At 65.7% G+C, this 18,952-nt stretch carries 15 protein-coding genes; 11 read left to right on the top strand and 4 right to left on the bottom strand.

The features are described 5' to 3' along the window. The first annotated feature begins 60 nt into the window (after positions 1 to 60). The 6 genes from ACFO0A_RS09595 to ACFO0A_RS09570 all read left to right on the top strand — a co-directional run bounded on the left by ACFO0A_RS09595 (position 61) and on the right by ACFO0A_RS09570 (position 8,497). A complete protein-coding gene (locus ACFO0A_RS09595) occupies positions 61 to 1,449 on the top strand; it encodes a TIGR03013 family XrtA/PEP-CTERM system glycosyltransferase (RefSeq protein ID WP_379538788.1) in 1,389 nt (462 codons plus the stop codon). Beyond that, the gene (gene prsK, locus ACFO0A_RS09590; protein ID WP_379538787.1) at positions 1,446 to 3,584 is read left to right on the top strand and encodes an XrtA/PEP-CTERM system histidine kinase PrsK; all 2,139 of its coding nucleotides are present in this window, start codon (positions 1,446 to 1,448) and stop codon (positions 3,582 to 3,584) included. The genes ACFO0A_RS09595 and prsK overlap by 4 nt, the downstream gene beginning before the upstream one ends. After that, positions 3,584 to 4,960 carry a PEP-CTERM-box response regulator transcription factor gene (prsR, locus tag ACFO0A_RS09585; protein ID WP_379538786.1) on the top strand — a complete coding sequence of 459 codons (1,377 nt, stop codon included), beginning with the start codon at positions 3,584 to 3,586 and terminating at the stop codon, positions 4,958 to 4,960. The genes prsK and prsR overlap by 1 nt, the downstream gene beginning before the upstream one ends. After that, on the top strand, positions 4,944 to 6,323 hold the full coding sequence (locus ACFO0A_RS09580) for a tetratricopeptide repeat protein (RefSeq protein ID WP_379538785.1): 1,380 nt from the start codon (positions 4,944 to 4,946) through the stop codon (positions 6,321 to 6,323). Before prsR ends, ACFO0A_RS09580 begins: the two co-directional genes overlap by 17 nt. Before the next feature lie 91 nt (positions 6,324 to 6,414). Beyond that, positions 6,415 to 7,482, top strand: coding sequence for a CaiB/BaiF CoA transferase family protein (locus ACFO0A_RS09575; protein ID WP_379538784.1), 1,068 nt, complete (start codon positions 6,415 to 6,417; stop codon positions 7,480 to 7,482). Between the two features lie 4 nt (positions 7,483 to 7,486). Continuing rightward, positions 7,487 to 8,497 carry a bile acid:sodium symporter family protein gene (locus tag ACFO0A_RS09570; protein WP_379538783.1) on the top strand — a complete coding sequence of 337 codons (1,011 nt, stop codon included), beginning with the start codon at positions 7,487 to 7,489 and terminating at the stop codon, positions 8,495 to 8,497. Here ACFO0A_RS09570 and ACFO0A_RS09565 read toward each other — a convergent pair. After that, positions 8,446 to 9,504 (bottom strand): DUF475 domain-containing protein, encoded by a 1,059-nt coding sequence (locus ACFO0A_RS09565; protein WP_379538782.1) that lies wholly within the window; start codon positions 9,502 to 9,504, stop codon positions 8,446 to 8,448. The two genes, ACFO0A_RS09570 and ACFO0A_RS09565, sit on opposite strands and share 52 nt — an antisense overlap. A gap of 78 nt (positions 9,505 to 9,582) precedes the next feature. Continuing rightward, on the bottom strand, positions 9,583 to 10,452 hold the full coding sequence (gene panB, locus ACFO0A_RS09560) for a 3-methyl-2-oxobutanoate hydroxymethyltransferase (RefSeq protein WP_379538781.1): 870 nt from the start codon (positions 10,450 to 10,452) through the stop codon (positions 9,583 to 9,585). 157 nt (positions 10,453 to 10,609) lie between these two features. Here panB and ACFO0A_RS09555 point away from each other — a divergent pair, with 157 nt between their 5' ends. Then, complete coding sequence (locus ACFO0A_RS09555; protein ID WP_379538780.1) at positions 10,610 to 12,178, top strand: amino acid permease; 1,569 nt, start codon at positions 10,610 to 10,612, stop codon at positions 12,176 to 12,178. 69 nt (positions 12,179 to 12,247) lie between these two features. Here ACFO0A_RS09555 and ACFO0A_RS09550 read toward each other — a convergent pair whose 3' ends face one another. Further along, entirely contained in the window at positions 12,248 to 12,730 is a 483-nt protein-coding gene (locus tag ACFO0A_RS09550; protein WP_379538779.1) for a pyridoxamine 5'-phosphate oxidase family protein, read from the bottom strand. A gap of 130 nt (positions 12,731 to 12,860) precedes the next feature. On the opposite strand from ACFO0A_RS09550, the gene ACFO0A_RS09545 reads away from it, so the two are divergent. Further along, positions 12,861 to 13,658, top strand: a complete 798-nt coding sequence (locus ACFO0A_RS09545; RefSeq protein ID WP_379538778.1) for a hypothetical protein — start codon at positions 12,861 to 12,863, stop codon at positions 13,656 to 13,658. After that, positions 13,597 to 15,150 carry a DUF6504 family protein gene (locus ACFO0A_RS09540; RefSeq protein ID WP_379538777.1) on the top strand — a complete coding sequence of 518 codons (1,554 nt, stop codon included), beginning with the start codon at positions 13,597 to 13,599 and terminating at the stop codon, positions 15,148 to 15,150. Before ACFO0A_RS09545 ends, ACFO0A_RS09540 begins: the two co-directional genes overlap by 62 nt. 18 nt (positions 15,151 to 15,168) lie before the next feature. On the opposite strand, the gene ACFO0A_RS09535 is transcribed toward ACFO0A_RS09540, so the two are convergent. After that, positions 15,169 to 16,104: an alpha/beta fold hydrolase gene (locus tag ACFO0A_RS09535; RefSeq protein ID WP_379538776.1), complete on the bottom strand. Its 936-nt coding sequence runs from the start codon at positions 16,102 to 16,104 to the stop codon at positions 15,169 to 15,171. 134 nt (positions 16,105 to 16,238) lie between these two features. On the opposite strand from ACFO0A_RS09535, the gene ACFO0A_RS09530 reads away from it, so the two are divergent. Continuing rightward, on the top strand, positions 16,239 to 17,492 hold the full coding sequence (locus ACFO0A_RS09530; protein ID WP_379538775.1) for a putative DNA modification/repair radical SAM protein: 1,254 nt from the start codon (positions 16,239 to 16,241) through the stop codon (positions 17,490 to 17,492). Beyond that, a complete protein-coding gene (locus tag ACFO0A_RS09525; protein WP_379538774.1) occupies positions 17,489 to 18,952 on the top strand; it encodes a UdgX family uracil-DNA binding protein in 1,464 nt (487 codons plus the stop codon). The genes ACFO0A_RS09530 and ACFO0A_RS09525 overlap by 4 nt, the downstream gene beginning before the upstream one ends.

Raw genomic sequence — 18,952 nt, 5'->3', positions numbered from 1 at the left:
GGGCCTTATCCCCTGAGCGCAAGCCATCCTTCCGGGTGGTTCGGGTGAAGCGCAAACGGAATGATCCGGCTGTTCAAGCATTACATTCCCCACGCCGTCATTCTTCTCGGCTTGGCGGACTTCGTACTGCTCGTCATTTCGGGCGAGCTGGGCTGGCTTTTCCGCGCCCGCCAGATCGGGATCGCCAATGGCTCGATGCTCGACCGATGGGAACCGCTGGCCGTTTTCGCGGTGCTGGTGCAACTGGCGATGATCGCCGTGGGGGCTTACGGGCCCGATGCGCTACGCTCGATGCGCCACGCCGCCGCCCGCTTGCTGGTGGCGGTTAGCCTCGGCATCATCGCGCTGTCGGTCGTCTATTTCCTCGTTCCGGGCCACACCTTGTGGCGCTCGAACCTTGCCTACGCGATGTTCATCGCGCTCGGCCTTCTTTTCGCCAATCGCCTGATCCTCGGCGGGCTTCTGGGAGCGTCGGCCTTTCGCCGGCGGGTACTGGTTCTCGGCGCAGGCCACCGGGCGGCCCGGCTGCGCGCTTTGGGTGGGCGTCCGGAAAGCGGTTTCGTCATCGTCGGGTACGTCAGGATGAGCGAGGGGAGCCCTCTGGTTCAGGAGGCGATCCCGCGGGCTGCGATCCATGATCTGACGCGCCACGTGGCCAACCTCGCAGCTACAGAGGTCGTGCTTGCGCTGGAAGAACGGCGCAACGCCCTGCCGCTGAAGGATCTTCTGCGGATCAAGACGGCCGGCGTCCACGTCAACGACTTCTCGACGTTCATCGAACGCGAAACGGGCAGGGTCGATCTCGACACCCTCAATCCGAGCTGGCTGATCTTCTCGGACGGGTTTTCGTCCGGCCGGATGGTGTCAAGCGCGGGCAAGCGCCTGTTCGACCTCGTCGCCAGCATGGTCCTGCTCGTCATCGCGCTGCCGGTCATCGCGGTTTTCGCCTTACTGGTGAAGCTCGACAGCGAGGGGCCGGCGTTCTTCCGCCAGACCCGTGTCGGGCTTTATGGCGAGGACTTCGGCCTGATCAAATTGCGCTCGATGCGCACTGACGCGGAGAGCGACGGCAGGGCGGTTTTCGCGGCGCAGGACGACCCGCGCGTCACCCGGATTGGCCGGATCATCCGCAAGCTTCGTATCGACGAACTGCCCCAGGCATGGAGCGTGCTGAAGGGCGAGATGAGCTTCGTCGGACCCCGCCCCGAACGCCCCCAGTTCGTTGCCTCGCTCGAAGAAGGCCTTCCCTACTACGCCGAACGCCACATGGTGAAGCCGGGGATCACCGGCTGGGCGCAGATCAACTATCCCTATGGCGCGTCGATGGAGGATTCCCGCCACAAGCTGGAATACGATCTCTACTACGCCAAGAATTACACACCCTTCCTCGACCTGCTCATCCTTCTCCAGACTCTTCGCGTGGTGCTTTGGCACGAGGGGGCGCGATGACCTCCATTCCGGCCAGCGGTTGGGAAACCTTCGGGTTCGGCGCGTTCATCGCAGGCGGCTTTGCCTGCGCCGTGCTGGCGACCTGGTCTTGGCATCGCCGCGACCGCGATACGCCGGGGGGCGACGCGCTGATGATCGCGCTTTCGGTGACTGCGCTTTGGAGCCTCCTGGCTGCTGCCACCGGGCCGGACGGGATTCCCGCGGCATTGTTCGAGACCCTGCGCAACCTGTCCTGGCTGGCAGTGGTCTATCGCCTCTTCGCTCGCGACGGGCGCCACACCCGCGTGGGGCCGATCCGCCCGGTGGTGGCGGCTCTGGTCCTCGTCGAAATCCTTCACATCGGGCTCTTGCTGATGGCCGCGCGGCTTTCCGCCGGACACGCCGCGCAGGACACTATCTTCCACCTGGCCGCGATGTTTCCGGTGATGTTCGCCATCGGCGCGCTGATGCTCGTCCACAATCTCTATGTGGGCTCACTTGGAACTGCGCGGGCAGCGATCCGCTGGTCGGCAGCGGGCCTTGCTGCGATCTGGATCTACGACCTCAACTTCTACACAGTCACTTATCTGATCGAGCGGCCGCCGGTCGAACTGGCGTCGCTGCGCGGCTTGGTCGGACTGTTCGTGTCCGCGTTGCTGGCCATCGGCAATGGCCGGGCGGCGCAGCGGCCATTCCTGCCCTCCCGCGACGTTGCGTTCCAGTCGCTCTCGTTGCTGGTCATTGGCATCTACCTCGTCACAATGGTCGCCGCCGCGCAGTCGCTTTCCTATCTTGGCGGCGACGCGGGTCCGCTGGCGCAGATCGGCTTCGTCTTTACGACAAGCGTCCTGGCGCTCGTGGTCCTGCCGTCGGGCCGTCTTCGGGGATGGCTCAAGGTCACGGTCGCCAAGCATCTGTTCCAGCACCGCTACGATTATCGCGCTGAGTGGCTGCGCTTCACCCGCACCGTGGGACGCGCGGATAGTGTCCTCCCGCTCGAGGAACGCGTGATCCAGGCGGTAGCGGACATCACTGACAGCCCCGCGGGACTGCTCCTCACGCAGGGGGAGCACGGCGAACTATCGCTCTCCGCGCGCTGGCAGTGGCGCACGATCGATGTCCCGGCGACCGCAATGGGCGCGCCGGCGGTCCGCTTCTTCGAACGTGACGGCTTCATTGTCGATCTCGACCAGGTCCGCAGCGGACATAGCCAGCGCGGCGAGTGCGGCGTCTTGCCAGCCTGGCTGGTCGAGGACGAGGCGGCGTGGGCAGTGGTCCCCCTGATCCATTTCGACCGCCTTGTAGGGGTGGTGGTGCTGACTCGTCCGCCGCTTGCCCGCCAGCTCGACTGGGAGGACTTCGACCTCCTGCGCGTGGTCGGGCAGCAGCTTGCCAGCTATCTGGCCGAGCATGCCGGACAGGAAGCGTTGCTCGACGCGAGCCGGTTCGACGAGTTCAACCGTCGCATTGCTTTCGTCATGCACGACATCAAGAACCTGGCTAGTCAACTGACCTTGCTGGCGCGCAATGCCGAGCGGCATGCCGACAACCCGGACTTCCGCGCCGACATGCTCGTGACCCTGCGCAACTCGGGCGAAAAGCTCAATGCGCTCCTGGCGCGCCTCTCGCGCTATGGCGCCAACCAGCTCGACCGCCTTGACGAGGTCGACGCGGTAGACGTTGCCAGGCGGGTCATCGCCTCGCTCAAGCAGCAACATGCGGTCGTGCTGCTCGAAGCTCACGACTGTCGCGTCATCGCCCAGCGCGACACGCTGGAGCAGGTGCTGACGCACCTCGTGCAAAATGCGATTGATGCCAGCGAGGCCAACGCGCCGGTCTACCTCAAGGTGACCAGCAACGGCCTCCACGGGTCGATCGAGGTTATCGACAGCGGCAGCGGGATGAGCGCGGACTTCGTGCGCAATCGGCTGTTCAAGCCCTTCGTGTCGACGAAGGCAGGAGGCTTCGGCATCGGCGCCTTCGAGGCCCGCGAACTCGTCCGCGCGATGCAGGGCCGGCTCGACGTGGAATCGCGCGAGGGCCTAGGCAGCCGCTTCATCGTTCGCCTGCCGCTGCTTGCTGCGGCGTCGCTCCTGCGGGCCTTCGACGAGGGATCGTCGCCAACTTCTTCTGACTCAGAACAGAAAGTCGCCTGATGACACAGAACTCTGCCGGTGCCCGGCCCAAGCTACTGGTGGTCGAGGATGACCCAGGCCTTCAGGCCCAGCTCAAGTGGGCATACGAGGACTTTGACGTAGTGATCGCAGGCGACCGCGCCAGCGCGTTGGCGGCCTTGCGTGCCGAGGAACCCGCCGTCGTCACGCTCGACCTCGGCCTTCCGCCCGATCCGGACGGAACGAGCGAGGGGTTCGCCGTGCTCGACGCGATAATGGCCCTCAAGCCCGATACGAAGGTGATTGTCGCGAGTGGCCACGGTGCCCGCGAAAGCGCGCTCGGCGCGATTAGCCACGGCGCTTACGACTTCTACCAGAAGCCGGTCGATATCGAGGCGCTGGGCCTCATCGTGCGTCGAGCCTTCCACCTTAGCCAGATCGAGGCGGAGAACCGCGCGCTGGCGGTGAAGCTGGGGCAGGAGAACCGCGTACTCGGCGGGCTGATCACCGCCGCGCCGGAGATGATCCGCGTCGCGCGCACGATCGAGCGGGTAGCCAATGCGAACGTGACCGTCATGCTCCTTGGAGCCAGCGGCACCGGCAAGGAACTGCTGGCCCGTGGGCTTCACGATTCGAGTGAGCGCGCCGGGAAGAACTTCGTCGCGATCAACTGCGCCGCAATCCCCGAAAACCTGCTCGAAAGCGAGCTGTTCGGCCATGAGAAGGGTGCCTTCACCGGGGCCGTGAAGACCACCGAGGGAAAGATCGAACAGGCAGACGGGGGCACGCTGTTCCTCGACGAGGTGGGCGACATCCCGCTGCAGTTGCAGGTGAAGTTGCTGCGCTTCCTGCAGGAGCGGACCATCGAGAGGATCGGCGGGCGGCGGTCCATTCCGGTCGACACGCGGATCGTTTGCGCCACGCACCAGGATCTCGAAACGATGATCGGCGACGGCCGCTTCCGCGAAGATCTGTTCTATCGTCTGGCCGAGATCGTCGTGAGAATCCCGAGCCTGGCCGAGCGACCGGGGGATGCGACGCTGCTCGCCAAGGCCTTTCTTGCCCGTTTCGCGCGCGAAATGAACCCGGCGGTCAAGGGGTTCGCGCCGGATGCGCTCGCGACGATCGACGGCTGGAATTGGCCGGGCAACGTGCGCGAGCTGGAGAACCGTGTGAAGCGCGCGGTTATCATGGCGGACGACAAGCTGGTCCACGCGGGCGATCTGGATCTGGGCGACCGCGCCGGCGAGGAGCCTCCGCCGCTCAATCTCAAGTCTGCCCGCGAAAGCTCGGACCGCAAGGTCATCCGCCATGCCCTCGCGCGGAGCGAAGGCAATATTTCCAGCACGGCGAAGCTGCTCGGGATAAGCCGTCCGACGCTGTACGACCTCCTCAAGCAGTATGATCTCCACGCCTGAATACAGCAGGCGGCTCGGCCGGCGGTTCATTCTGGCGGTGGTGCTGCTCGGCGCCACGGCGCCGTCCGAGGCCGAGACTGGTGCGCTCCTGACAGAGGCGAAGGCCGCGCTGCGGGCTGGCGATGGCATCGCGGCACAGGCCCGGTTGCGCGAGGTATTGCGCGACGGTGCCTCGCCAGATGCCGTGCGCGCGCTGATGGGCGAAGCACTGCTCGATCAGGGCGATCGGGTCAGCGCGCGCAAGTGGCTTGCGGCAGCGAGATTCACTCGGGAGACGCGCGGCCTAGGCTATCGGATACTCGGGCGCCTAGAGCAGGCGGATGGCAACCTTCCCGCTGCGGGGAAGGCATACGATCGCGCGCTCGAAAGCGATCCAAGCGATCCTGCATTGTGGAGCGACATCGCTCGCCTGCGTTTTGCCGGGGGTGAATTGAAGGGGGCGATAGACGCAGCTGATCATGCCGTGAGCATCGGCCAGAATTCTGCGCCGGCGCTGACCATGCGCGCGGTGCTGGTGCGTGAACAATTCGGGCTTCGTTCGTCCTTGCCATGGTTCCGCGCGGCGCTTTCCCGCGCGCCGAACGATCCCGATCTGCTGGCGGAGTACGCGGCGACTCTGGGGGATATGGGCCGTGCACGCGAGATGCTCGAGGTCGCACGCCGGCTTGTTGCCGTGTCGCCCGGCGATCCGCGCGGGTTCTTGCTCCAGGCAGCGCTTGCGGCGCGCGCAGGGAATAATCGCCTTGCGCGCACGTTGCTTGACCGGACCGGCGGATCGTTCACCGACCTGCCGGCAGCCATGCTGCTTGAGGGCGTCCTGGCGCTGCGGGAGGGCGATTACAGTGTGGCTGTGGCCCAACTGGATAGACTGGGGCGGCTCCGCCCGGATGATCCAATAGTGCAAGCCCTGCTGGCGCGGGCTCTTGCTGCAGGCGCCGGCCGCGCAGTCCCGTCCACGGTGCGCCCGGTTGGACACGCCAGCGTGTGGTCCGTGCTTGGCGCGGAGGAAGGATTGCAGACCGCGGCCTTGCGCCATGCCGATGCACCCACAGATGCGCAGGCTTGTGCCCGGTATGTGCGCGCGCTGCTAAGGGCCGGCGATAATGCTGCGGCAGCCAAAGTCGCCGCGCAGCTTATGCAAGCGCGGCCGGGATTGCCCGACGCGCATCTCATGGCAGGCGACGTTGCGTTAGCTTCTGGCGATCGGCCCGCGGCATTGCGTGCCTATCAGCAGGGGGCGCGTCTTAGCCTTGGCCGCGAGGAAGCACAGCGGCTTGCAGTCGTCCTGCGCGAGCTCGGCCGCGATGCCGAGGCCGTAGCGGTCTCCCGGCGGTTTGCACGCGAAAATCCCTTGGCCACCTGACTGCGACAGTCGCCGCTAGCGTTCGATTGGCGCTCGACACCCCAGCCGATGCGCGGCAAGGCAAATCGAAATTCAGCGGGAGACAACGAACATGCCAGGCGCGCTCGACGGAATCACGGTCATCGAATTTGCCGGCATCGGCCCGGGGCCGTTCGCCGGGATGATGCTGGCTGACCACGGCGCGCGGGTGATCCGGATCGAACGTCCCGGCAAGGGCGGTCGTTACGGCGATGGCGGCAACCGCGACATCCTCAATCGCAACCGCGAGCGCATCGCTCTCGACATGAAAGACTCTGCGTCGATCACGCGCATTCGGGAAATGGTAAAGCATGCCGATGCGATCGTCGAAGGTTTCCGCCCGGGGGTTATGGAGCGGCTCGGGCTGGGCCCCGACGTCCTCCTCGGTGACAATCCGAAGCTGGTTTACGGTCGCATGACCGGGTGGGGCCAGGAAGGCCCCAAAGCGCCGCTGGCTGGCCACGACATCAACTATATCGCCTTGTCGGGCGCGCTGCACACCTATGGCCGTGCCGGCGAAAAGCCGAGCTTCCCGGTGAATGCCGTCGGCGATTTCGGCGGCGGTGGGATGATGATGGCGTTCGGCATCCTCGCCGGCATCCTGTCCTCCAAGAATACGGGCAAGGGGCAGGTGATCGATTGCGCGATGGTCGATGGTGCGGCGATCCTTTCGGCCATGACCTACACCTTCTTCGGCAACGGCATGTGGAAGGACGAGCGCGGGGTTAACCTCCTCGACAGCGGCGCCCACTTTTACGACACCTATGGCACCTCGGATGGCAAGTGGATCGCGATCGGCTCGATTGAGCCGCAGTTCTATGCGCTTCTCCTCGACCGCGCCGGCCTTTCCGAGGATCCCGATTTCGCGCGGCAGAACGATGCCGCGCAATGGCCTGCCTTGAAAGACCGTCTGACGACCCTTTTCGCGACCAGGACCCGGGACGAGTGGTGCGCGATCATGGAAGATACGGACATCTGTTTCGCTCCCGTCCTGAACCTGCGCGAAGCGCCGTCGCATCCGCACAATGCGGTGCGCAAGACTTTCGTGGAGGCGGACGGAATGGTGCAGCCGGCACCCGCGCCGCGCTTCTCGGCGACGCCGGCTCCGATGCCGTCGCTGGCCGGGAAAGACATCGCCTGATCCGATGAAGCGCCTGCTGGCCCTTGTGCCGGACCCGATGGTCCGGCTGCTGGTCGTCGCTATCGTCATGGCGAGCCTGCTGCCGGTCGAGGGCGGCGCCAGCAAGGTCGCCCAGTGGATCAGCAATGGCGCTGTTTTCCTGCTGTTCTTCCTCAACGGACTACGGCTGCCGCGCCACGAGGTAATCGCCGGTCTCTCGAACCTGCGACTGCTCGGACCGCTCGTCCTGTGGGTGTTCGGTGCCATGGCGTTTGCCGGGTGGGCGATGTCGCACGCGGTGGCGCCTTGGGTGCCCTTGAGCGTCGCAACCGGGTTCGTCTTCCTCGGCGTGCTTCCGTCCACCGTGCAGTCGGCGACCGCCTACACCTCGCTGTCGGGCGGCAACGTCGCCAGTGCGGTGATTTCGGCTGCTTTGCTTAACATCCTCGGCGTCTTCGTCTCGGCTCCGCTCTTCGCACTTGTCGACCACGGCGGTGCGGCCGTTGTGGACGGTTCGGGACTGGCCAAGGTGGTGGGCACCCTGCTGGTTCCGTTTATCCTCGGTCAGGCGGGCCAGCGCTGGCTGCGGCCGTGGGTTCTCGAACACCGCGAACTCGCGACATGGATGGATCGAACCTCCATCGCGATTGCCGTCTATGTCGCGTTTTCGGGAGCTGTCGTCGCAGGGATCTGGAGCCTCGTCGGCATGGACGGGTGGATCGTGGTGACTGCCGCGACCGCGATCTTCCTTGTCTTCGGATATGGGGGTGCCTGGCTGCTGGGCGGTGCGATCGGGCTCGATCGCGGCAATCGGATTACGATGCTCTTTTCGGGCGCGCAGAAGAGCATCGCGATGGGCGCGCCGCTTGCCAGCGTGCTGTTCGATCCGCGCAGCGCCGGAATGATCCTGATGCCGGTCCTCGTCTATCACCTCGCCCAGCTAGTCGTCAGCGCACCGCTGGCGACCCGGCTGTCAGCGCCGGGTCACTCCATGAATGCAACGTCGAGTTCGGCTTCGGGCATGCGCCGCTTGTAGCGGACGGACCACAACAGCGAGGCGGCGATGAGGACCGCGCCGAGCAAGCCGGTGACCGCTTCGGGGATTTCGAACCGGGCGGAGAAAAGCATGATCACGCCCAGCGCGATGATCGCCCAGAATGCGCCATGCTCAAGATAGCGATATTCCGCCAGCGTGCCTTTCTGGACAAGCATGATCGTCATCGACCGCACGAACATCGCGCCGATCGACAGGCCCAGCGCGATCACCAGCATATTGTTCGACAGCGCGAACGCGCCGATCACGCCGTCGAAACTGAACGAGGCATCGAGGACGTTGAGGTAGATGAACCCGGCCAGACCTGAGCGTGCCACGCCGACCGCCGCTTCGTTCTCCTGCATTTCGAGCATCGTTCCGATGCCTTCCACCGCGACGTGCGCCACGATGCCGAGGATTCCGGCCTTGAAGAACGTCAGCGCTTCTTCCGCGGGAAGCATTGTCGAGATGCCGTAAAGCGCCAGGAGGAGAACGCCGATCTCGATCGCATCGATTTCCGAAAAGCGGGTGAGCTGTCGTTCGACCATCTCGATCCAGTGGATGTGCTTGTCGCTGTCGAAGAAGAACCTCAGGCCGACGAGCGACAGGAACGCGCCGCCGAAGCCGGCGATGCTGACATGCGCGCCGCTGACGATTCGTTCGTATTCCTCGGGCCGCGACAGCGAAAGCTGCAGTGCCTCGATCGGTCCGATGCCTGCCGCGATTGCGACGATGGCGAGCGGAAAGGCGATGCGCATACCGAACACGGCAATCAGCATGCCCCAAGTGAGGAAGCGCTTCTGCCAGACGGGCTCGAGTTCGCCCAATACCTTGGCGTTGACCACCGCGTTGTCGAACGAGAGCGAGACTTCGAGCACCGAGAGAACCGCGACGACCCAAAGGATCTCGAGCGTTCCCTCGATCGAGTGGTATCGCGCCCAGCCAACCCACGCAGCCAGCACAAGGCATACGATGGTAAACAGGATCGATCCGCGGAAGAACTTTAACACGGTGGGTCGACTCCGGATTGGCAAAGTGGCGCGCTAGGCGAACCGCGCCAACCCGACAAGGCGGACCGCAACGATCCCCTATTTCGGCTGATAGGTCTGATCGGGTCCGGGAAAGCTTCGTTCGCGCACTTCGCCGGCATAGCGGGCAGCCGCGGCGCCGATCACATCGGCCAGGCTCTCGTAGGTCTTAACAAAGCGCGGAGTCCTTTCGAACATCCCGAGCATGTCCTCGGTCACCAGGACCTGGCCGTCGCAGCGGGCCGAAGCCCCAATGCCGATGGTGGGAATTTCCAGCGTTTCCGTCAGCGCGATCGCAATCGGCTCGATGACCCCTTCGATCACCACGGCGAATGCGCCGGCACGCTGCACGGCCTCGCCGTCTGCGACGATCTTCGCATGCTCTTCCTGGCTGCGACCGCGCGCGCCATAGCCGCCAAGCGCGTTCACCGCCTGGGGGGTGAGGCCAATATGGGCCATCACGGGTATGCCTCGCTGGCTGAGGAAGGCGATCGTCTCGGCCATCGCCTGGCCGCCCTCCAGCTTGACCGCGGCGGCGCCGGTTTCGGCCATGATCCGGCTGGCCGAAGCGAATGCCTGCTGGGGCGACCCTTCGTACGAGCCGAACGGCATGTCGACGATCACGACGCTGTGATAGCTGCCGCGGACTACAGCCGCTCCGTGGGCGCACATCATGTCGAGCGTGACGGACAGGGTCGATGGCAGGCCGTAGATCACCTGCCCGAGCGAATCCCCGACCAGCAGCATGTCGCAGTGTGGATCGAGAAGCTGGGCCTGGCGCGCGGTGTATGCGGTCAGCATGACCAGCGGCTCGCCGGTCGCGCCGCTGGCCTTGCGACGCTGGATCGCCGGAACAGTCAGCCGCTTCATCGGTGCGGGAGTGGGATTGGCGCGGCTGGTCGCGGTGTCGAGCTGGAAGGTCGTGGACATGGGCAAGGTTCTAGACAGTCGGACAAGTCGCGCAAGACGGTCAGTTTGCGGGGGAAAAACACCTTGCGCACCAATTCCAGCCCGCTAGCTTCGCCGCCATAGAGTTTTGTCCGCCGTCGCCGGAAGAGCGACGCCGCGGATCAGGAAGGGAAATTGGATGTTCGGTCGCATCAAATCGCTCGATGCCATTTTGGCGACGGCGGAAAAGAAATCACTGCACCGCTCTCTCGGCGCATTTCAACTTACGATGCTTGGCGTCGGCGGGATCATCGGTACGGGCATCTTCGTCCTCACCGCCGAAGCCGCGCAGAAGGCGGGCCCCGGCATGATGTGGAGCTTCGTCATCGCCGGCTTCGTCTGTGCGGTGGCGGCTCTTTGCTATTCGGAACTGGCCTCGATGGTCCCGGTTTCGGGTTCGGCGTACACGTACACCTACGCAGTGATGGGCGAACTGCTCGCCTGGATGGTGGGCTGGGCCCTGATCCTCGAATATGCCGTTGCGGCGAGCGCGGTTTCGGTGGGCTGGTCGGGCTACTTTGTCGGCCTGATGCGGGATTACCTGGGCATCACGATACCGGCCACGTTGGCCAACGGGCCTTATGCCGGCGGCGTGGTCAACCTGCCCGCATTCTTCATCGCGCTGCTGGTGACCGGGCTGTTGATGATAGGAACCAAGGAAAGTGCGCGGTTCAACGCGATCCTGGTGGTGATCAAGGTCGCTGCGCTGACACTCTTCATCATCGCCACTATCGGCATCATCAATACCGACAACTTCACTCCGCTCACCCCGAACGGCTGGGGAACGATCGGCGTCGGCGGGGCCGCTGCGTCGATCTTCTTTGCCTATGTCGGGTTCGACGCGGTTTCGACGGCTGCAGAGGAAACCAAGAACCCGCAGCGCAACGTGCCGATCGGGCTGATCGGCAGCCTCGTGATTTGCACGGTCTTCTACCTCCTCGTCGCCGCAGGCGCGATCGGGACCATCGGCGCCCAACCCGTCACCGGCCTGGGCGGAGAGGTCCTGTCGCCGGGTTCTCCCGAACTGGCGCAGCGTTGCGCCGCGATCGTGGCGTCGGGCGTGACCGAGCCGCTAGCGTGCTCGAAGGAAGCGCTGGCCCACGTTCTCAAGACCATCGGCTGGAACAAGCTTGGCGCCGTGATTGGCCTCGCTGCCGGTCTGGCACTGCCTTCGGTCGTGCTGATGATGCTGTTCGGCCAGACGCGCATCTTCTTCGTCATGGCGCGTGACGGGCTGCTTCCCGAAAAGCTCGCGACGGTCCACCCGAAGTGGAAGACCCCGTATATCGTCACCGCGATCACCGGCGCCGTCGTGGCGGTTGGCGCGGCCTTCTTTCCGGTAGGTAAGCTGGCCGACGTGTCCAATTCGGGTACGCTGTTCGCATTCCTGATGGTGGCGATCGCGGTCCTGATCATGCGGCGGACCGACCCGGGCCGCAATCGTCCGTTCCGAACTCCGGTGGTGTGGCTGGTCGCCCCGCTGGCGATTGTCGGCACGGTGGCGCTCTACTTCCTGCTGCCGATCGATGCGATGCTGGTTCTGCCAATCTGGGGTGCGATCGGTCTGGTCGTCTATTTCGCCTACAGTCGCCGCAACAGCCATGTCGGGCGCGGGCTGGTCGAGGTTCACGAGGACGATCCGGATGCTCCGCCGCAGCCGGTTCCCCCGATGCCCGGGGCGCCCACTCCGGGCGGCATCCAGGCCTGATCGGAACTTAACAAAAGGAAGGGCCGCTCCTGATGAGGGAGCGGCCCTTTTCTTTTGCTGCTGCGGGGTTCAGAGCGCGGTTTCGGCGTAGCTACCCTTTGCCTCTTCGCGCACGTTCATGCCCAGCGCCATCTTCGCGGTGGCGAGCAGGCCGAGGTCTCCGGCCCAGATCGAGGCATCGCCCAAGTCCATGCGCAGCATCAGAAGGTTGGGATCATCCTTGCCGCCGGGAAACCACGCCTCGACGAAGTTGTTCCATTGCTTGTCCAGCCTTTCGCGGCTCGTCTCCTGGGTCAGCGTGCCGGAGAAGCGGGCGAACACGTCATGCCCCTTGCTTTCGAAGTTGGCCGTGGCGGCGCCAAGCGTGGCGAAGCGGTTGTCCTTCGAGGTGAAGAACCAGATGGCGTGATTGGCATCCTTGTCGAGCTGCGCGGTCATCGGAGCCGTGGAATCGGGGTCGGCGTCGAGCTGGAGCATGACGAAGGGAGAGTCGGCGAGCGCCTTCCAGAACTTCTCCTTCATTTCTTCGGGTTTGCCTTCGGAATACTTCATGGATCGGACCTTCGTTTTTTGCGGGGTGGGCATGGAACGGGAGCGTGAAGGGTTTGGTTCCCCTTGTTCACGAGCGGATTGCCAATGCAGGAGTGTGGGAACATAATAAGAACATAGGAGTCGATTCGTCATGACCGCCACCTCTCTTGCCATCCCGCTGGCACGGGCCCAGCCGACCGTGGGCCAAGGTTTTGCGTCCTTGGCGCGGCGGGGTAGCGATGCGCAATGGCATCCGGGAAGGGCGGATACCTGCCGTCACGGCGAGATTTTCGCGGCGGGACGCGAGGCTGGCGGGGCAGGGATGGCGCTGGCCTTGGCCCAAGATGCGCTGCGGTCCCAGGCAACAGATCCTGCGGCCGATACGCCCGACGAGCGTCCCTGGCTGTGGGTGCAGGATCGCGCCGCCATTCGCCTGGGCGGGCGTCCCTATCGCCACGGACTGCCGCCGGGGCTGCGCCACCGCCTTGTCCACGTTGCGGCGGAAAACTGCGCCGATGCGCTGTTCGCGTTGGAAGAGGGGTTGCGCTGCCGCGATCTTGCCTTCGTGATCGGGGAGATCGCGGGCAATCCCCGCGCGCTCGATTTCACTGCCTCGCGACGTCTGTCGCTCGCGGCGGAAAAGCATGGCGTGCCGCTGTGGCTGGTGCGGTTGGATGCGCGCCGCGATCTGGGGTCGGCACGAATGCGGTGGGAGGCGCGCGCTGCTCCTTCCGTTCCCCCGCGATGGAATGCCCAGGCTCCCGGCAACCCTGCCTGGAACGCCGAATTGTTCCGGGCGCATACGTATCAACCCGGACACTGGATATTGCGCGATGACGACCACGCCCTCGCCGCCGAGCCCTGCGTCGCCGCCACCGCGCCGGATCATGGCGATCTGGTGCATGGCGCTGGCGATGGACCGCTGGCGCCGCACCCGCTGCGCGCCTGATCCCGCCATCGGCAGGGCAAGCGATTACCCTGAGGACCGGCCCCACGCTCTGATCACCGAGACCGCGCACGGGCCGCGGATCGATGCGGTGAATCGTGCCGGGACACTGGCCGGTGCCATGCCCGGGATGATGCTGGCCGATGCCCGCACGCTGTGTCCGCAACTTGCGGTCGATCCGTCCGATCCCGCCGGCGACCTCGCCTTTCTCGAAACGCTGGCGCTCTGGGCGCAGCGCTGGGGACCGTGGAGCGCGATCGATCCGCCTGACGGGCTGATCGTCGACATTACCGGCGCCGCGCATCTGTTCGGCGGCGAGGGCGCTCTGCTGGCCGACGCGGCCGCCCGCCTCGCCGGCCGGGGTCTTGCCGCGCGACTGGCGATCGCACCCACCGCGGGCGCCGCCTGGGCGCTTGCCCATCATGGGCCTGAGCGGGCGATCCTTGGCACGGACGACGATGCGGTGGCGCGGCTCGCGGACCTGCCGGTTGCCGCGCTGCGCCTCGATGCCGATGTCCTGCTGCTGTTGCGCCGGCTGGGCCTGAAGCGCCTGGGCGAACTGGACGGCGTGGCCCGCCATGCCCTGGTGCGTCGTTTCCGCAATCGCCGTTCGCCCGGCGCGAATCCTCTGGTCCGGATGGACCAGCTTGTCGGACAGGTGCCCGAGCCGCTGTTGCCGGTGATTGATCGTCCCGCCCCTCTGGTCCAGCGCCGCCTGCTCGAGCCGATCCGTCATCGTCCGCTACTCGACCAGGTGGTGGCCGATCTGGCCGAAGACATGGCGCGGCTGCTGGAAGGTGCGGGAATGGGCGCGCGCAGGCTTGAGCTGGGCATGTGGAAGGTGGACGGTGATGTCCTCTTCCGCCGTCTCGAACTTGCCGCGGCGGCACGCGATCCGGCGCATATCTGCCGGCTCTTCGCGGCACGCCTCGATGATCTGGATGCCGGTTTCGGGATCGAACTGGTGCGACTTCGCGCCGCCTGGACCGAGCCGCTGGCCTTGGCCCAGCGCGATTTCGAGGCGGCAGCGGAACGCCACGGCACCAGTCTGGCCGCGTTCGTCGACCGGCTCGTGACTCGCCTGGGCACCGATGCCGTGCGCCGCCCCGTCGCTCATGCCAGCCACCTGCCCGAACGCGCCCAGCGCTGGCAGCCGCCGCTGGCCTCGCTGAGCCCCAGCCAGGGCCAGCTCGCGTTCCATGCGCGCCCGCTCAAGATGCTGGATCGGGCGGAAAGCATCGCCGTGCTCTATGCCACGCCCGACGGATTGCCGCGCCGCTTCCGCTGGCGCGGCGAAGTCCACGAGATCGCCCGCGCCGAAGGACCGGAGCGGATCGCGCCCGAATGGTGGCGCGAACGCTCGACCACCCGGCTGCGCGATTACTACCGGGTAGAGGACGATATGGGCCGCAGGTTCTGGATCTACCGCCACGGCATCGCGGGCGATGGCCGTGGCGGTAATCCGGAATGGTTCATGCAAGGGCTCTGCGCCTGAGTGCGAGGGCCTGCAGGATCAGGCGAGCGAGGCCGAACCCGCCATCGATTCGCGCGTCACCTCGTCGATGATCTCCTGCCGCTCGCGCGGGGTCGCGTCGTCCAAGCCGGAAAAGGCGCTGCGGTTGGCGTTGCCGTCGAGGAAGTCCAGGAGGTCTCGGGTCAGTCGCTCGCTCTGGGTGGCGAAGACGCCATGCGGCTCACCGGCATATTCGATCAGGCTCGCCGAAGGGACCTGGCTGGCCACAACGCGCCCCGTCGCATCGATGGGCACCGTCTTGTCGCCTGTGCCGTGGATCACCAGCGTCGGCACATTGAAGCTGGCGAGGTCTGGGCGGAAATCGGTGGTCGCGAATGCCTGCGCCGCCTGCAGGATCGGGCGCAGCCCGGCCTGCATCGTGACCCCCCAAGCCCAGTCCAGCGTCTCGTCGCTCACCGGCTGGCTGACGAAGCCGACGCCGAAAAAGTCCTTGAAGAAGCTGGCGAAGAACTTGCGGTGATCCTTCAGCATGCCTTCCGACATCTGGTCGAACGTGGCCTGCGGCACGCCGTGGGGATTGTCGTCGGTCTGAAGCATGTAGGGCACGACCGACGAGATTAGCGCGGCCTTGGTCACGCCCTTGCCGCCGTGGCGCGACATGTAGCGGGCGATCTCGCCGCCACCCATCGAGAAGCCCACCAGCGCAACATTGTCGGTCGCCCCGGTGGCAGCCATGACGTCGGCCAGGTCGTCCGCATATGTGTTGTAGTCGTTGCCCTGGCTGGGCTGATCCGAGCGTCCGAAACCGCGCCGGTCATAGGCGATGGCCTTGTAGCCCGCGTCCGCGAGCGCATTCATCTGCGGATCCCAGCTATCGGCCGAAAGCGGCCAGCCGTGGATGAGGACCACGGGAGCGCCTTCGCCCCAGGTCTTCACATAGAGACGGGTTCCGTCGCGGGCTTCGATATGGGGCATGCCGGTGGTCCTTGAATTTCCCGTCCGGTTTCAAACCCCCGGCGGATGGTCCGGTTCCGCCCGGCAAGCGGATCGAACAAACCCTTGGGACAAAAGGACTCGCCTGGCGGAGAAATAGAACATATAAGGAACGCATGAGTGCTCAATCCAGTATTCTCGACCGTCTCGGCATTCTGGCCGATGCCGCCAAGTACGATGCCTCGTGCGCCTCGTCGGGCACCGCGAAGAAAAGCAGCGTCGGCGGCAAGGGGATCGGTTCGACCGAAGGGATGGGCATCTGTCATGCCTATGCCCCGGACGGCCGCTGTATCTCGTTGCTCAAGATCCTGCTGACCAATCACTGCATCTTCGATTGCCATTACTGCATCAACCGCAAGAGCTCGAACGTGGTGCGGGCGCGGTTCACCCCGCAGGAAGTGGTCGACCTGACGCTCAGCTTCTATCGCCGCAATTATATCGAGGGGCTGTTCCTCTCCTCGGGGATCGTGAAATCGTCGAACCACACGATGGAGCAGCTGGTCGAAGTCGCCCGCATCCTGCGCGAAGAGCACGATTTTCGCGGTTACATCCACCTCAAGACCATTCCCGAAGCCGATCCCGAACTGCTCGCCCAAGCGGGGCTGTATGCCGATCGCGTGTCGATCAACGTCGAACTGCCGACAGACGCGGGGCTGAAGCGCCTCGCACCCGACAAGTCGGCCCCCCAGATCGCCGGGGCAATGGCCGGCCTGAAGCGCGAGATCGTGGAAGCCAAGGACGCGCGCAAGCGGTTCAGGTCGGCGCCGCAATTCGCGCCTGCCGGCCAGTCCACCCAGATGATCGTGGGCGCCGATGCCGCCAGCGACGCCGACATCGTCGGCAAGGCGAGCACGCTCTATGGCAAGTTCGGCCTGCGCCGGGTCTATTATTCGGCGTTCAGTCCGATCCCCGATGCCAGCGCGGTGCTGCCGCTCAAGCGTCCGCCGCTGATCCGCGAGCACCGGTTGTACCAATCGGACTGGTTGATGCGGTTCTATGGCTACACCACTGCCGAAGTGCAGCAGGCGGCCGACCCGGTGTCGGGAATGCTGCCGGTCGATATCGATCCCAAGCTGGCTTGGGCCCTTGCGTTCCGCGATCGCTTCCCGGTCGATCTCAACCGCGCGCCGCGCGAGATGCTGCTGCGCGTGCCGGGGCTGGGGGTGCGTGCGGTCAATGCGCTGATCGCCGCGCGCCGCCACCGCACCCTGCGCCTCGATGACGTCGCGCGCCTTACCGTCTCGATCGCCAAGCTGCGGCCGTTCGTCGTCACTGCCGACTGGCGCCCGACGTTGCTGGCCGACCGGGCGGACCTGCGCACGATGGTGGCGCCGCCGCGCAGCGAGCAACTTGAACTGTTCGCCGCATGACCGCGCCGTTTCGCGACATGCGGATCGCCACGTCCTATCTCGTGCCGCTCGCCGCGCCCGATGATTTCGAAGGCTGGCGCGATCACGCACGGCGCCTGCTGCGCGGTGATGTGCCGCCCGACCGCGTTGCCTGGAGCGAACCTGGCGGATCAGGCGGCGACCTGTTTGCGGGGGCGGAGAAGCGCCTGCCCACGCCTCCCGCCCATGCCCCGCAGCCGCGCGCTCCCCGCGCCTTCATGCAGCTTGCGCAAAGCGCCATTCTGCACCGCGATCCGCACCGGTTGGCCTTGCTTTACCGGTTGCTGTGGCGACTGCAGGCCAATCCCCGGACGATGGAGGATGCCGCTGACGGGGATGTCCGCAGGATCGGGGAACTGGCGCGCACCGTGCGCCGCGACATCCACAAGATGCGGGCGTTCGTGCGGTTCCGCGCAGTAGAGGAGGAAGACGGGAGCGAGCATTACGTCGCGTGGTTCGAGCCGGAGCATCATATCCTGCGCGCCAACGCGGCATTCTTCGTGCGCCGCTTCACCAACATGAAGTGGTCGATCCTCACGCCGCAGGGCACGCTCCACTGGAATGGGGCGACGCTCCACGAAGGCCCGCCTGCGCAGCGCGGCGACGCGCCGCAGGGCGACCCGGCCGAAGACCTGTGGAAGCGGTACTATGCATCGATCTTCAATCCCGCACGTTTGAAGATCGGGGCGATGCTCAAGGAAATGCCCCGCAAGTATTGGAAGAACATGCCCGAGGCCGCCCTCATTCCCGAGCTGGTCGCCGGGGCGCAGGCACGCGAGGCGACGATGGTGGATGCGGGAAGCAACCTGTTCGAAAACGAGGAGCGGCCGGCGAGCCTGGCCGCGATCGGCAAGGCGATCCAGCAGTGCCGGCGCTGCGAGATCGGCTGCAACGGCACGCGCGCGGTGATGGGCGAGGGGCCGGCCCGCGCCGCGCTGATGATCGTCGGCGAACAGCCGGGCGATGTCGAGGAGCAGCAGGGTCGTCCTTTCGTGGGACCCGCCGGACGGCTGCTGCGCGCGCATCTCGAGGATGCCGGGATCGATCAGGAAGCGGCCTACGTCACCAATGCGGTGAAGCACTTCAAGTTCGTGCCCAAGGTGATGCGGGGTGGCGGCAAGCGCCGGCTCCACCAGTCGCCCACGGCCAAGGAAATCGACGTCTGCCGCTGGTGGGTGGAGGGTGAGCGCACGCTGGTAAAGCCGCAGCTTGTCCTCGCCCTTGGCGCCAGCGCGGCGCGTGGGATGCTGGGCAAGACGGTCAGCGTGCAGAAGGTGCGCGGGGTCCCGCAGGCGCTCGACGATGGCAGCGAGCTATGGATCACCACGCATCCGTCCTATCTGCTGCGCCTGCAAGACGACGCCCGCGCGGGCGAGGAAGCGCGGTTTGCCGCCGACCTGCGTGCGGTTGCAGCACGCCTCGGAGCCCTGGCCAGCGCGTGA

It is taken from the genome of Novosphingobium tardum (assembly GCF_042652045.1).
GTDB lineage: Bacteria > Pseudomonadota > Alphaproteobacteria > Sphingomonadales > Sphingomonadaceae > Novosphingobium > Novosphingobium tardum.
Note: the sequence above shows the minus strand (reverse complement) of the source record. Positions and strands in the feature narration are given on the sequence as shown.

Coding starts and splice junctions, on each gene's coding strand:
- ACFO0A_RS09595 (WP_379538788.1), top strand. CDS start 61: ATGATCCGGCTGTTCAAGCATTACATTCCCCACGCCGTCATTCTTCTC.
- prsK (WP_379538787.1), top strand. CDS start 1,446: ATGACCTCCATTCCGGCCAGCGGTTGGGAAACCTTCGGGTTCGGCGCG.
- prsR (WP_379538786.1), top strand. CDS start 3,584: ATGACACAGAACTCTGCCGGTGCCCGGCCCAAGCTACTGGTGGTCGAG.
- ACFO0A_RS09580 (WP_379538785.1), top strand. CDS start 4,944: ATGATCTCCACGCCTGAATACAGCAGGCGGCTCGGCCGGCGGTTCATT.
- ACFO0A_RS09575 (WP_379538784.1), top strand. CDS start 6,415: ATGCCAGGCGCGCTCGACGGAATCACGGTCATCGAATTTGCCGGCATC.
- ACFO0A_RS09570 (WP_379538783.1), top strand. CDS start 7,487: ATGAAGCGCCTGCTGGCCCTTGTGCCGGACCCGATGGTCCGGCTGCTG.
- panB (WP_379538781.1), bottom strand. CDS start 10,452: ATGTCCACGACCTTCCAGCTCGACACCGCGACCAGCCGCGCCAATCCC.
- ACFO0A_RS09555 (WP_379538780.1), top strand. CDS start 10,610: ATGTTCGGTCGCATCAAATCGCTCGATGCCATTTTGGCGACGGCGGAA.
- ACFO0A_RS09550 (WP_379538779.1), bottom strand. CDS start 12,730: ATGAAGTATTCCGAAGGCAAACCCGAAGAAATGAAGGAGAAGTTCTGG.
- ACFO0A_RS09545 (WP_379538778.1), top strand. CDS start 12,861: ATGACCGCCACCTCTCTTGCCATCCCGCTGGCACGGGCCCAGCCGACC.
- ACFO0A_RS09540 (WP_379538777.1), top strand. CDS start 13,597: ATGGCGATCTGGTGCATGGCGCTGGCGATGGACCGCTGGCGCCGCACC.
- ACFO0A_RS09535 (WP_379538776.1), bottom strand. CDS start 16,104: ATGCCCCATATCGAAGCCCGCGACGGAACCCGTCTCTATGTGAAGACC.
- ACFO0A_RS09530 (WP_379538775.1), top strand. CDS start 16,239: ATGAGTGCTCAATCCAGTATTCTCGACCGTCTCGGCATTCTGGCCGAT.
- ACFO0A_RS09525 (WP_379538774.1), top strand. CDS start 17,489: ATGACCGCGCCGTTTCGCGACATGCGGATCGCCACGTCCTATCTCGTG.